Source organism: Streptomyces sp. GDS52, from assembly GCF_052246875.1.
Lineage (GTDB): Bacteria > Actinomycetota > Actinomycetes > Streptomycetales > Streptomycetaceae > Streptomyces > Streptomyces cathayae.
Genome location: NZ_CM125966.1, coordinates 5980385 through 5995197, shown reverse-complemented (window position 1 = coordinate 5995197; position 14813 = coordinate 5980385). Strand labels below are relative to the sequence as shown.

At 69.3% G+C, this 14813-nt stretch carries 14 protein-coding genes and 1 pseudogene; 2 read left to right on the top strand and 13 right to left on the bottom strand.

Annotation, left to right across the window (positions count from 1 at the left end):
• Positions 1–10: 10 nt before the first annotated feature.
• The 6 genes from ACTWJ9_RS27360 to ACTWJ9_RS27335 form a co-directional block, all read right to left on the bottom strand.
• Positions 11–1006 carry a helix-turn-helix transcriptional regulator gene (locus ACTWJ9_RS27360; protein ID WP_279336933.1) on the bottom strand — a complete coding sequence of 332 codons (996 nt, stop codon included), beginning with the start codon at positions 1004–1006 and terminating at the stop codon, positions 11–13.
• Positions 1007–1023: 17 nt separating this feature from the next.
• Complete coding sequence (locus ACTWJ9_RS27355; protein ID WP_279336932.1) at positions 1024–1977, bottom strand: helix-turn-helix transcriptional regulator; 954 nt, start codon at positions 1975–1977, stop codon at positions 1024–1026.
• 162 nt (positions 1978–2139) lie between these two features.
• Positions 2140–2511: an FKBP-type peptidyl-prolyl cis-trans isomerase gene (locus ACTWJ9_RS27350; protein WP_030835713.1), complete on the bottom strand. Its 372-nt coding sequence runs from the start codon at positions 2509–2511 to the stop codon at positions 2140–2142.
• Positions 2512–2571: 60 nt separating this feature from the next.
• A complete protein-coding gene (locus ACTWJ9_RS27345; RefSeq protein WP_279336931.1) occupies positions 2572–3573 on the bottom strand; it encodes an FKBP-type peptidyl-prolyl cis-trans isomerase in 1002 nt (333 codons plus the stop codon).
• Between the two features lie 135 nt (positions 3574–3708).
• The gene (pafA, locus tag ACTWJ9_RS27340; protein ID WP_279336930.1) at positions 3709–5070 is read right to left on the bottom strand and encodes a Pup--protein ligase; all 1362 of its coding nucleotides are present in this window, start codon (positions 5068–5070) and stop codon (positions 3709–3711) included.
• A gap of 9 nt (positions 5071–5079) precedes the next feature.
• Entirely contained in the window at positions 5080–6339 is a 1260-nt protein-coding gene (locus ACTWJ9_RS27335; protein WP_387039171.1) for an MFS transporter, read from the bottom strand.
• Positions 6340–6468: 129 nt separating this feature from the next.
• Here ACTWJ9_RS27335 and ACTWJ9_RS27330 point away from each other — a divergent pair, with 129 nt between their 5' ends.
• Positions 6469–7485, top strand: coding sequence for a LacI family DNA-binding transcriptional regulator (locus ACTWJ9_RS27330; protein WP_279336928.1), 1017 nt, complete (start codon positions 6469–6471; stop codon positions 7483–7485).
• Positions 7486–7549: 64 nt separating this feature from the next.
• Here the strand turns inward: ACTWJ9_RS27330 and prcA are convergent, their stop codons facing one another.
• The 6 genes and pseudogenes from prcA to arc all read right to left on the bottom strand — a co-directional run bounded on the left by prcA (position 7550) and on the right by arc (position 13414).
• Complete coding sequence (gene prcA / locus ACTWJ9_RS27325; protein WP_279336927.1) at positions 7550–8317, bottom strand: proteasome subunit alpha; 768 nt, start codon at positions 8315–8317, stop codon at positions 7550–7552.
• A 64-nt stretch (positions 8318–8381) separates the two neighbouring features.
• A complete protein-coding gene (gene prcB / locus ACTWJ9_RS27320; protein WP_279336926.1) occupies positions 8382–9227 on the bottom strand; it encodes a proteasome subunit beta in 846 nt (281 codons plus the stop codon).
• Positions 9179–9370: pseudogene (locus ACTWJ9_RS27315) on the bottom strand (endonuclease domain-containing protein); the annotation flags it as partial. The gene prcB and the pseudogene ACTWJ9_RS27315, both read right to left, overlap by 49 nt.
• 123 nt (positions 9371–9493) lie before the next feature.
• Positions 9494–9712, bottom strand: coding sequence for a ubiquitin-like protein Pup (locus ACTWJ9_RS27310; protein WP_109380473.1), 219 nt, complete (start codon positions 9710–9712; stop codon positions 9494–9496).
• 188 nt (positions 9713–9900) lie between these two features.
• Positions 9901–11412 (bottom strand): depupylase/deamidase Dop, encoded by a 1512-nt coding sequence (gene dop / locus ACTWJ9_RS27305; protein WP_341483702.1) that lies wholly within the window; start codon positions 11410–11412, stop codon positions 9901–9903.
• A gap of 235 nt (positions 11413–11647) precedes the next feature.
• The gene (gene arc, locus ACTWJ9_RS27300; protein ID WP_279336925.1) at positions 11648–13414 is read right to left on the bottom strand and encodes a proteasome ATPase; all 1767 of its coding nucleotides are present in this window, start codon (positions 13412–13414) and stop codon (positions 11648–11650) included.
• Positions 13415–13665: 251 nt separating this feature from the next.
• Here arc and ACTWJ9_RS27295 point away from each other — a divergent pair, with 251 nt between their 5' ends.
• The gene (locus ACTWJ9_RS27295; protein ID WP_279336924.1) at positions 13666–13965 is read left to right on the top strand and encodes a ferredoxin; all 300 of its coding nucleotides are present in this window, start codon (positions 13666–13668) and stop codon (positions 13963–13965) included.
• 71 nt (positions 13966–14036) lie between these two features.
• On the opposite strand, the gene ACTWJ9_RS27290 is transcribed toward ACTWJ9_RS27295, so the two are convergent.
• Complete coding sequence (locus ACTWJ9_RS27290; RefSeq protein ID WP_279336923.1) at positions 14037–14624, bottom strand: hypothetical protein; 588 nt, start codon at positions 14622–14624, stop codon at positions 14037–14039.
• Positions 14625–14813 lie beyond the last annotated feature (189 nt).

Genomic DNA, 14813 nt, shown 5'->3' with positions numbered 1-14813 from the left:
CGCGGTCCGCTCATCCGGCCGTCCCGGCCCCGTCGTACGCCGCCAGCGCCTCACGGGCCGCCCGCCGGGCACTCTCGGCGAGATCGCGCGGCGCGACGATCCGGCCGTCCCGCCCGAGCCGCAGCGCCAGCCGTCTCAGCGACGCCGGGTCGGGCGTCCGCAAGGTGATACGCAGCCCGCCGTCGGCCAGCTCGTCCGCGCTGTCGTGCGGGTAGTACTCGGCGACCCAGCGCCCGCCCGGCCCCACCTCGACCACGACCTCCGGATCCTCCGCGGCCGGCTGTACCAGCCCCTCCGACAGGTCCCGCAGTTCGACCTCGGGCGGCGCGGACGGTTCGTCGAGGATGCGGATCTCGGCGACCCGGTCGAGCCGGAACGTGCGCCGCGCCTCGGAGCGACGGCACCAGGCCTCGACATAGGTGTGCCCGACGCTGACCAGGCGGATGGGATCGATCTCACGCTCGCTGAGCTCGTCGCGTGCGGGCGAGTAGTAGCGGATCCAGAGTCTGCGGCGCTCGGCGATGGCCCGGTCGACGTCCGCGAACACGCCGCCCTCGGACTCGAAGGTCACCGACAGCCGGGAGCTGGCGCCCGCCGCCTCACCGGCCGCCGCCTCCACCTTGGCGGTGGCCCGCAGCAGCGCCTGCCGGTCGCTCTCCCGCAGTCCGGGCAGCGTGGCCACGGCCCGGGCGGCGACCAGCAGGGCGGTGGCCTCGTCGGCGGCCAGCCGCAGCGGCTCGGCCGCCTCCGCCCCGAGGGCGGCCGGGTTGTGCCACCAGATGCGCTCGCCGTCGGTGTCGATGTCCAGCAGATCACCGCCGCGGAAGCTGGTGCCGCACATGGGCAGCACGTCGAGGTCGGAGACCAGCTCGTCCTCGGTGATGCCGAAGGCGCGCGCCACGTCCTCGATCCGGGCGCCGGGGCGCTCCCGCAGATAGGTCACCAGGGAGAGCATCCGCCGGGTCTGGTCGATGGCGTTCACTGGCCTGACCGGTTTGCCTGCCACGTTCTTGTCCGTCCCCCTCAGCCCTTGGCGACGGCGCGCAGCCGGTCCACCACGTCGGCCCGCAGCTCGGCGGGCTCCAGGACCACCACGTCCGCTCCGAACTCCACCAGCCAGGCATCCAGGCCGTGCCCGTACGGAATCTCCAACTCTTCCCAGCCGTCACCGAGTTCCCGCACCGCGGTGGCTTTCGCCCGAAGGGGGTATCCCGCGTCGGAGCGCAGCCGGATGCGCGCGGAGCGGTCGGCGCTCTCCCCCGCCCAGCTGGCCACCGTCTCGCGGACGGTGACGACGTCCGGCACCGGGGTGGTGTAACGAGTGCCGCGTGAGCGCACCTTGCCGGTGATCCGGGACAACCGGAACACCCGCTCGGCGCCTCGGTCACGGTCCCAGCCCGCCAGATACCAGTGGCCCCGCCAGCATTCCAGCGCCCATGGCTCCACATGGCGGGATTCGGGCTGTACGGCGTTGGTCTTGCGGTAGTCGAAGACGACCGGCCGGCGGTCGCGGCAGGCCAGCATCAGCGGTTCGAAGGCGGCCTCGTGCACGGGGATGCGCGGTTCGAGCGCACTGTGCGCCCCGTAGGGGTCGACGTCCTCGGGCAGCCCCGCGGCCCGCAGCTTCTGCAGGGCACCGCTGGCCGCGCCGGCCAGTCTGGCCTGCTGCCACACCTTGGCCGCCAGCCCCAGCGCGGCGGCCTCCTCCGCGTCGAGGGTGATGGGCGGCAGGCGGTTGCTGTCCCGCCGGGCCAGATAGCCGACCTCGCCGTCGAGGTTCTCGACGGTCTCGATGACGAGCCCGAGTTCGCGCAGATCGTCCTTGTCGCGCTCGAACATCCGGTTGAAGGCGTCGTCGGAGGCCGCCTCGAGGTAGGCCTCGACGGACTCGCGCAGCTCACGCTTGCTCAGTGGCCGCCGCGTCCCCAGCAGACACAGCGCCAGGTTCATCAGCCGCTCGGCCTTGGCAATGGCCATCGACGCCCTTCGCCTCCCTATGGTGCTCAGTCCGATGACCGTACCGCCCCGTGGTGGCACGGCAAAAGCCGAGGGCCCATGCCCGAGCAGGCATGGACCCCAAGTGATCGACTCCGGTCGTCACCCGGCCCGACGGCGATCAGGCCGCGACCGAGCGGACGATCACACGCCGAGCAGGTCGACCACGAAGATCAGGGTCTCGCCGGGCTTGATCGCCGGAGTCGGGCTCTGGTTGCCGTAGGCGAGGTGGGCGGGGATGGTCAGCTGGCGACGCCCGCCGACCTTCATGCCCTGCACGCCCTGGTCCCAGCCCTTGATGACCCGGCCGCCGCCCAGCGGGAAACGGAACGGGGTGCCACGGTTCCAGCTGGCGTCGAACTCCTCACCCGTGCTGAAGGCGACACCGACATAGTGGACGGTGACGGTCTGACCCGCCTGCGCCACCTCCCCGTCGCCCTCCCAGATGTCCTTGATCTCGAGGTCCGCCGGGGGCTCGCCGCCCGGGAAGTCGATCTCGGGCTTGTCGATGCTCACGTCTAACGCTCCTGCTTGTCTACGGAAAGGCGAACACACACAGTCTTACATCACGCGCGGTCACAACTTCGCGAGGATGTCGACCGAGAAGACCAGTGTGGAGTCCTTCTTGATGTCGCTGCCCTGCGGCGGGTTGTCGCCGTAGCCCAGCTCCGGCGGAATGACGATGAGGACCCGGCTGCCGACCTTCTTCCCCGTGAGCCCCTGCGCCCAGCCCTTGACGACCTGCTGCAACGAGAACGAGGTCAGCTGCTCCCGGGAGTACGTCGAGTCGAACTCCTTGCCGCCGTCCCACAACACGCCCTTGTACTGCACGAGCACGCTGTCCTCGGCGCCGACCTTCGGGCCGTCGCCCTCGATGACGTAGCTCGACACGAGCTTCTTCGGGGCGGCCGCGTCGGGCACCTCGATGTCCGGGGCCTTGCCGTCGGTGTCGGTCCCCACCTTGGGCAGACCGATGTCGTCCTGGGCGACCTCGGTGCCCTTGGCGGAGCTCTTGGCGTTGAACGCGTCCTGCACGTCCACCACGAACACCAGCGTGTCGGTGCCCTTGATGCCCGCCTGCTCATTGCCCTGCGTGCCGTACCCCCAGGTGGGCGGGACCGCCATCTCGACCCGGCTGCCGGTCTTCTTGCCGGCCAGCGCGTACCGCCAGCCGTCGATGATGCTGCCCTGGGCCAGCTGGATCGCCAGCGGGCTCTTGCGGTCGTAGGAGTTGTCGAACACCTTCGCGGTGGCCCACACCTGGCCGAGGTAGTGGGCCACCACGAAGTCGTTCTCGGCGATGGTCCTGCCACTTCCCGCGATGACCGTCTTCACCGCGAGATCCTTGGACGGCTCACCACTGCCCTTCTCCACCGTGGGCTTCTCGCCGAACTTCACACCCTCGGTGATCGCCGGCAGCGGACCGTCGACGATCTTCGGCGACGGCGCGGCCGAGCCGTCCGGAGCAGACGGCGAGGCGCTCTCGCTGGCTTTGCTCGAGTCGGACTCACCGTCGCCGCACGCGGCGAGAGTGACCAGTCCGGCGGGTACGGCGATGAGGAGTGAGCGTCGGCGCACGGTGGGGGCCTCGTAATCGTTGATCCTGTGGGTGGCGTCCGCGCAACTCTACGGCGTGGGAAGGGCGCCGCACTGAGTAACGTGCGGCGCCCGTGTGGCGTTCCGCGGTTCGTCGGATCCGCGGAACTCCCTGTCTCACATCCCGGCGATCAGCTTCTCCACCCGCTCGTCCACCGACCGGAACGGGTCCTTGCACAACACCGTCCGCTGCGCCTGGTCGTTGAGCTTGAGATGGACCCAGTCGACGGTGAAGTCCCGCCGCTGTTCCTGCGCCCGGCGGATGAAGTCACCGCGCAACCGCGCCCGGGTGGTCTGCGGCGGAACGGACTTGCCCTCGAAGATCTTCAGATCGTTGCAGATCCGGGCGGCCTGCCCCTTCTTCTCCAGCAGGTAGTAGAGACCACGACGGCGGTGGATGTCGTGGTAGGCGAGGTCTATCTGCGCGACCCGCGGATGCGACATGGTCATGTTGTGCTTGGCCCGGTACCGCTCGATGAGCCTGTACTTCATGACCCAGTCGATCTCGGTGTCGATGCGGTCGAGGTCCTCGGCCTCGATCGCGTCCAGCGTACGGCCCCACAGTTCGAGCACCTGCTCGATGGTGCCGGTGCGGATACCGCGACGCTCGCAGAAGTCCAGCGCCTTCTCGTAGTACTCGCGCTGCACCTCCAGCGCGGAGGCCTCACGGCCGCTCGCCAGACGGACCTTGCGGCGGCCGGTGATGTCATGGCTCACCTCACGGATCGCCCGGATCGGGTTCTCCAGGGTGAGGTCACGCATCACCGTGCCCGCCTCGATCATGCGCAGCACCAGATCGGTGGCACCGACCTTCAGCAGCATGGTCGTCTCGGACATGTTCGAGTCGCCCACGATGACGTGCAGCCGACGATAGCGCTCGGCGTCCGCGTGCGGTTCGTCACGCGTGTTGATGATCGGCCGGGAACGGGTCGTCGCCGAGGAGACGCCCTCCCAGATGTGCTCCGCCCGCTGGCTGACGCAGTAGACGGCTCCACGCGGCGTCTGCAGCACCTTCCCGGCACCGCACAGCAACTGGCGGGTCACCAGGAACGGGATGAGGATGTCAGCGAGTCGCGAGAACTCCCCGTGCCGTGCCACCAGATAGTTCTCGTGGCACCCGTACGAGTTGCCCGCCGAGTCGGTGTTGTTCTTGAACAGGTAGACGTCGCCCGCGATTCCCTCCTCGTGCAGGCGTCGTTCGGCGTCCACCAGGAGTCCTTCGAGAATGCGCTCCCCGGCCTTGTCGTGCGTGACCAGCTCGGTCACGTTGTCACATTCGGGCGTGGCGTATTCCGGATGCGACCCCACGTCGAGATAGAGACGGGCGCCGTTGCGCAGAAAAACATTGCTGCTTCGGCCCCATGACACAACACGGCGGAAGAGGTACCGCGCCACCTCGTCAGGAGACAGGCGCCGCTGTCCCCTGAACGTGCACGTGACGCCGTACTCGTTCTCCAGCCCGAAAATGCGGCGGTCCATGACTGAACATTACGCCCGATCCCCTGAACCCAAACGAGGTTCGAGGGCACGGTTCGGATCATTTTCCGAACCGACCGCAACGACCGCCCCCTGAACGGCGACCGCCAATACCCTTCCGGTGGAAATCAAAACCAGCAAAGCCACGGCTCCCGCGGCGGCCGGAACCGCGAACCCCCACTGCGCGCCGCCCCCCTCGACCACCGGGCCCGTCAGGCCCGTTCCCACCGAAGCGCCCACCGTGAACATCGTCACCAGCCACGAGAACGCCTCCGTGACCGTCCCGGCCGGCGCGTGCCGGTCCACCAGCACGAAGGCACAGGCGATCACCGGAGCCAGGAACACACCCGCGAGCACCGTGAGGAAGGTCATCGCCACCGCGCCCGGCATCAGCGTCAGCGGCAGGTAACACACCGCCAGGAACGCGACCAGCACCTGAAGTCGCCGCGCCGGCTCACCCGCCCACTGCCGCGCCCCGTACGCCATACCGCCGATGAGCGCGCCGAAACCGAGGCCCGTCATCAGCCAGCCGTACACATGGTCGCCCCCGTGCCCGTCCGCGTACGGCACCGACGCCACCGTGATGGACCCCATCGCGACACCGATGAACAGGAAGGCGCCCAGCAGCGCCAGCAGCCCCGGCGAGCGCAGCGCGCCCAGCCAGTGCGCCTCACGCGGCGCCGACCGCCACGCGCGCGAGGGCGCCGACACGACCACGGACAGGGCGCCCAGCACCCCCAGCACGTTCAGCACCAGCAGCGCGACCTGGGGCGACCACAGCGACGCGCACACCGTCACGAGCAGCGGCCCGACGGTGAACATGACCTCCTGCGCCACCGCGTCCATCGCGTACGCCCGGTGGATCTGCTCCTCCCGGGGCAGCACCGAGGACCACAGGGCCCGCAGTCCGCCCTCCAGCGGCGGCGTGAACAGCCCCGCGGCGGCCACCGACGCGTAGGCCGCGGCCCGCGGCTCGATCCCCACGAAGGCGAAGACCGCCATCGCCAGCGCCGACAGCACCGCGGCCGGCAGCTGCACCCGCGGCTGCCCCCGCAGATCCACCAGGCGCCCCAGCACCGGCTGGCCGACCGCGTTGGCGACGCCGTACACCGCCGCCAGGGCGCCGGCCAGACTGTACGAACCGCCCTGCGCGCGGACGAACAACACGATCGCGATGGCCGCGGTCGCGTTCGGCAGCCGCCCCACCAGCGTGCCCACCAGCAGCCGAGTGGCGTGCCGTGCCCGGAGGATCTCCAGGTATCCCGTGGCCATGCCGCGCCTCCACTCACTACCGGCGTCCACCGGAATCATCGACGTTGTACGTATAACTAAGGTTCCCATACGTACCATGTCGGCTGTTCACCAGTCCAGACGCAGTCCAGACGAAGGAGCGGCCCCACGGTGGCCCGAGCCCAGATCCGCCCCACGAGCAGGGACGTCGCCCGAGCCGCCGGCGTCTCCCAGGCCGCCGTGTCCCTCGTCATGGGCGACAAATGGCGCGGCCGCGTCTCGGAGGCCACCGCACAACGCGTACGCGACGCCGCGCACCGCCTCGGCTACCGCCCCAACCTCGCCGCCCGCAACCTACGCCTCGGACACACCCGCACCGTCCTTCTCGTCGTCCCCGCCCTCACCACCGAGTTCTTCGCCGGCGTCTACACCGGAGCCGCCCGCGTCGCGGCCCAGCACGGCTTCGGCGTGGTCCTCTACCCCTCACCCGAGGGCATCGGCCCCGCCCGCAACCCCTTCGCCTCGGCGCAGGCCGCGCTCGACGGCGTCATCGCCTCCTCCATGGCCGCCGACGCCCTGACCGACATCCGCGGCGACCAGCTCCCCCTGGTCATGCTCGACAGCGACCCCGAGAGCAACCCGGGCGCCGCCACGGTCAACCTCGACATCGCCGACGGCATCCGCCGGCTCACCCGCCATCTGGTGGCCCTGGGCCACCGCAGCTTCCTGCACCTGGCCGCCGACGTCCCCTCCTGGACCTTCGAGGTACGCGCCCGCGAACTGACCACCCGACTGGCCGCGACCCCCGGCACCACGCTCCGCACGGCCCGCTCACCCATCTCCATCCAGGGCGCCGTCACCGCCGCCCTGGCCGCCCTGGCCGGACCCGACCGCCCCACCGCCGTCGTCTGCGACGACGACCAGCTCGCGGCCGGCACCTACAAGGCGGCCCGCCGCCTGGGCCTGCGCGTCCCCGACGACCTCTCCGTCACCGGCTTCGACGACCTGGCCCTGGCCACGGCCCTCGACCCGGAACTCACCACGGTCCGCCTCGACGCGGAGCTCTTCGGCGAACGCGGCATGCAGGCCCTCCTCGCGGTCCTGGACCACCGCGCCCCCGAGGCCGGGGACATCCCCGTCCACCTGGTGCTCCGGGGATCGACCGGCCCGGCCACCGCACCCCCCTGAGACAGACAGGCGACGGGGCGGGGGTGACCCCCGCCCCGTCGCCGGCAGGCCCGCTCGAACGTGCCTACTCCTCGCTCTCGGCCCCGGTCTCCGTGTCCGCGTCGGCCTCCGCCTCGGACGCCGTCTCCGCACCACCGGCCTCCAGCAGCCGCGCCAGCTGCCGCCCCGTGATCCGCCGGAACTTCCGCTGCTGCGGCCGCGTGCGGTCCAGCACCGCCACCTCCAGCCGCTCCGCGGGAATCTCCCGCTCACCGCCGTTGGTGTCCCGCGACAGCGACTGCACCGCCAGCTCCAGCGCCTCGGCCAGCGTCATCCCGTCCCGGTGGCGCTGATCCAGGTACCCGCTGATCTGCTCCGCGTTGCCCCCCACCGCGACCGAGCCGTGCTCGTCCACGATGGAACCGTCGTGCGGCAACCGGTAGATCTGGTCGCCCTCCGGGGTCTCCCCGACCTCGGCCACCACCAGCTCCACCTCGTACGGCTTCTCCGCCGCACTCGAGAAGATCGTCCCCAGCGTCTGCGCGTACACGTTCGCCAGGCCCCGGGCGGTCACGTCGTCACGGTCATAGGTGTAACCCCGCAGATCGGCGTAGCGCACACCGCCGATCCGCAGGTTCTCGTACTCGTTGTACTTGCCGGCGGCGGCGAAGCCGATCCGGTCGTAGATCTCGCTGAACTTGTGCAGCGCACGGGACGGGTTCTCACCGACGAACACGATGCCGTCGGCGTACTGCAGCACGACCAGGCTGCGGCCACGGGCGATCCCCTTGCGGGCGTACTCCGCCCGGTCGGCCATCGCCTGCTGGGGTGAGACATAGAACGGCGTCGACACGGGTCAACCGTCCCTTTCTGTCGAAGTCACTGGATGGAGGTCCCTCGGCATCGAACCGCCCGCCCTACAGCAGCGAGGCCCGCGGGCCGTCCGGCTGCTCCAGCCGCCGCTCCAGCACGGACCGGGCGATCCCGGACGCCTCGTCCTCGGAGAGCCTGCGGTAGCCGTCCTCGGTGATCACCGTGACGATCGGGTAGATCCGCCGGGCGACATCGGGACCGCCGGTCGCCGAGTCGTCGTCCGCCGCGTCGTACAGGGCCTGCACGACCAGTGTGGTCGCCTCGGTCTCGCTCAGGTCGTCCCGGAAGAGCTTCTTCATGGCGCTGCGCGCGAAGACGGACCCGGAACCGGTGGCGGCGTACCCCTGTTCCTCCGAGCGCCCGCCCGTGACATCGTAGGAGAAGATCCGCCCCTTCTCCCGGTCCGTGTCGTACCCCGCGAACAGCGGGACCACGGCCAGGCCCTGCATCGCCATCGCGAGGTTGGACCGGATCATGGTCGACAGCCGGTTCGCCTTGCCCTCCAGGGACAGCTGCGTCCCCTCGACCTTCTCGAAGTGCTCCAGCTCCAGCTGGAACAGCTTCACCATCTCCACGGCGAGCCCCGCCGTCCCGGCGATGCCCACCGCCGAGTACTCGTCCGCCGGGAACACCTTCTCGATGTCCCGCTGCGCGATGACGTTGCCCATGGTGGCCCGGCGGTCACCCGCGAGCACGACACCCCCGGGAAAGCCCACAGCCACGATCGTCGTGCCGTGCGGCGCCTCGAGCACGCCCTGAACGGGCGGCAGCTGCCGCTTCCCCGGCAGCATCTCGGGCTGATGATCGGAGAGGAAGTCCATGAAGGAGGAAGACCCTGGCGTCAGGAAAGCGGCCGGCAGCCGCCCGGTGCTAGGAGTGTTGGCTTCCACGAGGTTCCCTCCAGATAGGCGGCAGCCCGACGGATGGCGTCGGGATCGTCTCCCAACTTGCCGATGGCCGAATTGCAGTTGATGCACGGTACGCCACGGACCCTACCCGTCCTGCGGCAGTGATCCACATGTATGGCCGGGGCATTCCGCCCCTGGCGAAGGCCGCCCGCGGTGCGGACCGACCGCACCGCGGGCAGCGCTTCACCAGCTACTCCCCCGTACCCACGACCCTGACGCGCGACCTTCGAATCGAAGGTCGAACCGGTCTACTGGCCGCCCTTCTGGACGAAGGACCGCACGAAGTCCTCGGCATTCTCCTCGAGGACGTCGTCGATCTCGTCGAGTACGGAGTCCACGTCGTCGTTCAGTTTCTCCTGGCGCTCCTTGAGGTCCTCGGAAGCCTGCGCGTCCTGCGTCTGCTCCTCGACCTCCTCCGTGGAGCGTGTGGCCTTCTGCTGCCCGCCGCCGGTGTCCTTCGTTGCCATAACCCTCACCCCGCTCAGCTCGCCCGACATGGTCGGCATTGCGCCGATCAGTGTTGATCAGACCCTACAAGCCGGGTCCGACCGTGCCCCCGTACTTGCTCCAACGTACGGGGACCGTCTCGATGATTCCCGGCTCCGGAGTCTTCCACCCTGCCCGGCCGGCCCCTCCCGGGTTCCCGGATCGTGGTTCAGTTCCCGGACAACACCCTGACCAGGTCTTCTGCCGTGCGGCAGCGGTCCAGGAGCTCCTTGACGTGATTACGCGTTCCGCGAAGCGGTTCCAGGGTTGGGACGCGTTGGAGCGAGTCCCGGCCCGGCAGATCGAAGATCACCGAGTCCCAGGAGGCCGCCGCCACATCGTCCGCGTACTGCTCCAGGCAGCGGCCGCGGAAGTAGGCGCGGGTGTCCTCCGGCGGCTTCGTCCGGGCCCGCTCGATCTCCTTCTCGTCCAGCAGCCGCTTCATGCGGCCGCGGGCGACCAGACGGTTGTAGAGCCCCTTGTCGGGGCGCACATCGGCGTACTGGAGGTCGACGAGGTGCAGTCGGGCGGCGTCCCAGTCCAGGTCGTCCCTGCGCCGGTAGCCCTCCATGAGTTCCCGCTTGGCGACCCAGTCCAGCTCGCCGGCCAGGCTCATGGGGTCGTTCTCCAGGCGGTTGAGGGTGTCCTCCCAGCGGGCCAGGACGTCCTTGGTCTGGTCGTCGGCGTCGGCCCCGTACCGCTCCTCGATGTATTTGCGGGAGAGCTCGTAGTACTCCATCTGGAGCTGGACGGCGGTGAGGGTGCGGCCGCTGCGGAGGGTGACGAGCCGTTTCAGCGTCGGGTCGTGCGAGACCTGGTGCAGCGTCCGTACGGGCTGGTCGACCGCGAGGTCCACGGCGATGAAGCCGTCCTCGATCATCGACAGGACGAGCGCGGTCGTGCCGAGCTTCAGGTAGGTGGAGATCTCGGACAGGTTCGCGTCACCGATGATCACGTGGAGCCGGCGGTGTTTCTCGGCGTCGGCGTGCGGTTCGTCGCGGGTGTTGATGATGGGACGCTTCAGCGTGGTCTCGAGGCCGACCTCGACCTCGAAGTAGTCCGCGCGCTGGCTGAGCTGGAAGCCGTGCTCGTGGCCGTCCTGGCCGATGCCGACGCGGCCCGCGCCGGTGAAGACCTGGCGGGAGACGAAGAACGGCGTGAGGTGGCGGACGATGTCCGAGAACGGGGTCTCCCGCTTCATCAGGTAGTTCTCGTGGGTGCCGTAGGAGGCGCCCTTGTTGTCGGTGTTGTTCTTGTACAGGTGGATGGGCTGGGCGCCGGGGAGCGCCGCCGCCCGCTCCGCGGCCTCGGCCATGATGCGTTCCCCGGCCTTGTCCCAGAGGACGGCGTCGCGGGGGTTGGTGACCTCCGGAGCGCTGTATTCGGGGTGCGCGTGGTCGACGTAGAGTCGCGCGCCGTTGGTGAGGATGACATTGGCGAGGCCGATGTCCTCGTCGGTGAGCTGGCTGGCGTCGGCGGCCTCACGTGCGAGGTCGAAGCCTCGCGCGTCGCGCAGCGGGTTCTCCTCCTCGAAGTCCCAGCGGGCCCGGCGGGCCCGGTGCATCGCCGCCGCGTAGGCGTTCACGATCTGGGACGAGGTGAGCATGGCATTGGCGTTGGGATGGCCGGGGACGGAGATCCCGTACTCCGTCTCGATGCCCATTACTCGCCGTACAGTCATGCGGCCCTCCTTGCCCGGCGGCGTCCCCGGTCGGGGGCGCTGCTCAAGTACCGCTGGCGCTCCGTGCGTGTGCGGTGCCCGTCCCCGCACTGCGCGACTCGGCGGTACCGAAGAGCCTAGAACGCCTTTGCGCTGGTGGGGAGATCATTTGCCTCTTTGCCGTGTTCCCGGTCGTTTCCCGGAAAGCAGTCGGCTGCGAGTACCCCGTCGAGGGCACCCGCAGCCGCCCTGCTTTTTACAGGTACTGACCGGTGTTTGCCACCGTGTCGATGGAGCGTCCCGTGTCCGCACCCTGCTTTCCGGTGATGAGGGTACGGATGTAAACAATCCGCTCACCCTTCTTACCGGAGATGCGGGCCCAGTCGTCGGGGTTGGTGGTGTTGGGCAGGTCCTCGTTCTCCTTGAACTCGTCCACACACGCCTGGAGCAGGTGGGAGACGCGGAGACCCTTCTGGCTCTTCTCGAGGAAGTCCTTGATCGCCATCTTCTTGGCGCGGCCGACGATGTTCTCGATCATGGCGCCGGAGTTGAAGTCCTTGAAGTAGAGGACTTCCTTGTCTCCGTTGGCGTACGTGACTTCCAGGAAGCGGTTTTCCTCGCTTTCGGCGTACATCTGTTCCACCGCGGTCTGGATCATGCTCTGGACCGTCGTGCCCCTGTCACCGCCGTGCTCGGCGACGTCGTCGCCGTGCAGCGGGAGGCGCTGGGTGAGGTACTTGCCGAAGATGTCCTTGGCCGCCTCGGCGTCCGGACGTTCGATCTTGATCTTCACATCGAGCCGGCCGGGCCGCAGGATGGCGGGGTCGATCATGTCCTCACGGTTGGAGGCACCGATCACGACCACGTTCTCCAGGCCCTCCACGCCGTCGATCTCGGCGAGGAGCTGCGGGACGATGGTGTTCTCCACGTCGGAGCTGACGCCGGAGCCGCGGGTGCGGAAGAGGGATTCCATCTCGTCGAAGAAGACGATGACGGGGGTGCCCTCGCTGGCCTTCTCACGGGCCCGCTGGAAGACCAGGCGGATCTGCCGCTCGGTCTCGCCGACGTACTTGTTCAGCAGCTCGGGGCCCTTGATGTTGAGGAAGAAGCTCTTGCCGGCGGCCTGGCCGGTGACCTCGGCGACCTTCTTGGCCAGCGAGTTGGCGACGGCCTTGGCGATGAGCGTCTTGCCGCATCCGGGAGGCCCGTAGAGCAGTACGCCCTTGGGCGGGCGCAGTTCGTGCTCCCTGAACAGGTCCGGGTAGAGGTAGGGCAGCTCGACGGCGTCGCGGATGGCTTCGATCTGGTTGCCGAGGCCGCCGATCTGCTCGTAGCCGATGTCGGGGACCTCTTCGAGGACGAGCTCCTCGACCTCGCTCTTCGGGACGATCTCGTAGACGTACCCGGAGCGGGGTTCGAGCAGGAGGGCGTCACCGGGGCGGATGGTGATGCCCAGCAGGGGTTCGGCGAGCCGGACCACCCGCTCCTCGTCGGTGTGGCCGAGGACGAGGGCGCGTTCCCCGTCCTCGAGGATCTCCTTGAGGGTGACGATGTCGCCCACGCGCTCGAACTCCATGGCCTCGACCACGTTGAGCGCTTCGTTGAGCATCACTTCCTGGCCGCGCCGGAGCTCGTCGAGGTCGACGCTCGGGCTGACGTTCACCCGGAGCTTTCTGCCGCCGGTGAAGATGTCGGCGGTGCCGTCCTCGTTCGCCAGGAGGAAAACTCCGAAGCCGGCCGGCGGCTGGGCCAGCCGGTCCACTTCCTCCTTGAGGGCCACGATCTGGTCGCGGGCCTCGCGGAGCGTTCCGGCGAGTCGTTCGTTCTGGGCGGACACGCCGGCCAGGTTGGTCTGCAGCTCGACGATCCGCTCTTCGAGAATCCTCGTGTGTCGCGGAGAGTCGGCGAGCTTGCGGCGCAGGACGGCGATCTCCTGCTCGAGATAGGCGATCTGCCCGGCCGGGTCGTCGGACCCGCGTCCCGGGCGGATGCCGCGGTTCATGTCGTCGTCGTGGGCTGCCACGGTCCTCACCTCCTCCAAGGGGAGCTGGACGCTTCCAGACCCTACCTGGGCGGGTGTCGATTGAAACCCCTAGATCACAAAGACGGTCGGGGTGTGTCCGATCTTCACCCTTGCGCTCTCCCTCACGCCAGGGGAATACCCACCGAGGGTGACGGGAACCCCGGCGGAGGTAGGGTCGATGTGTTCAACACCCGTCGGAGCTGGTCGGATTCCCGTTCGGTCCGACGCGAAAGACGGCAGGGGAGACGAGCGTGCAGCAGGAGGCCGGAGTCGACGCCGAGGCCCTGGAGGTCTGGATCGACCAGGACCTGTGTACCGGTGACGGCATCTGCGCGCAGTACGCGCCCGAGGTGTTCGAGCTGGACATCGACGGTCTGGCTTATGTGAAGGGCCCGGACGACGAGTTGTTGCAGACCGAGGGGGCGACGGCGCGGGTGCCGCTGCCGGTCCTCACGGATGTGGTCGATTCGGCGAAGGAGTGCCCGGGCGAGTGCATCCACGTGCGACGCGTGGCCGACGGTGTGGAGGTGTACGGCCCGGACGCCGGGTGACCGCTTTGACGCCTTCCGTCACCGCTGCCCGATTTCCCGCAGGTCCGTTCCCGCCATCACGCGCGCGTGGTTCACACGCTCCGTGCGCCAAAGGGCGTGGACCGGACGAACACGCCGTTGTCCCAGTGCCACTTCAGGCTCTCGCGCACGTCGGGGCAGCAACTGGGCAGGTCGGAGGACGAGTAGCCGAGGAGTGCCGCGGTGATCTCGCCGTCGCGTACGGCGAAGTCGTCGACGTTGGTGCGGTCCCCGGGGTCGACGAGGGTGGCCACCACGCGTGGTGCACCGGCTCCGGCGGTCCCGCTCAGGACGTACATGCCGTCGGGCGGGGTGCCCATGGAGGCGTCGCAGTGGACGACCGCCACGGTCTCGGGCCGCCCGTCGCCGTCGAGGTCGCCGGCCGCCTCCTTCTTGACCACGGCCCGCCCCGGACCGCAATCGATCGGGAACTCGACGTCCGCGGGGTCCGGCGGGGCGATGTGCGCCGGTGCGCTTTTGGTCCGCGGGGTCTGCGGGTCGGGTGTCTGGGCCGCGGTCGCGGCTCCGGGCTGCAGCAGGCCGGAGAGCGCCACGACTCCGGCGACGGCCGTGGCGGTGGCGACCCAGTGGATCGGGCGGGTGTGCGTGTGGGCGAGTTCCGGGACGGCGGATGACTGCACGAGGAGTGTCTCCTGTGAGGGCTGTGCCGGTGGGGGTGGCCAGCATCGTGCCACACGTCACAGTGCGGGGGAACGCCGGGGTGTGCGGTTTCGGTGCGGGGCCCGGGGAGACACCGGTCGCCGTCGCGTCAACATGAGGGCGCCGTGGCGCAGTTCCCGGTACGGTCCGGGAACTGCGCCACGGCGTCG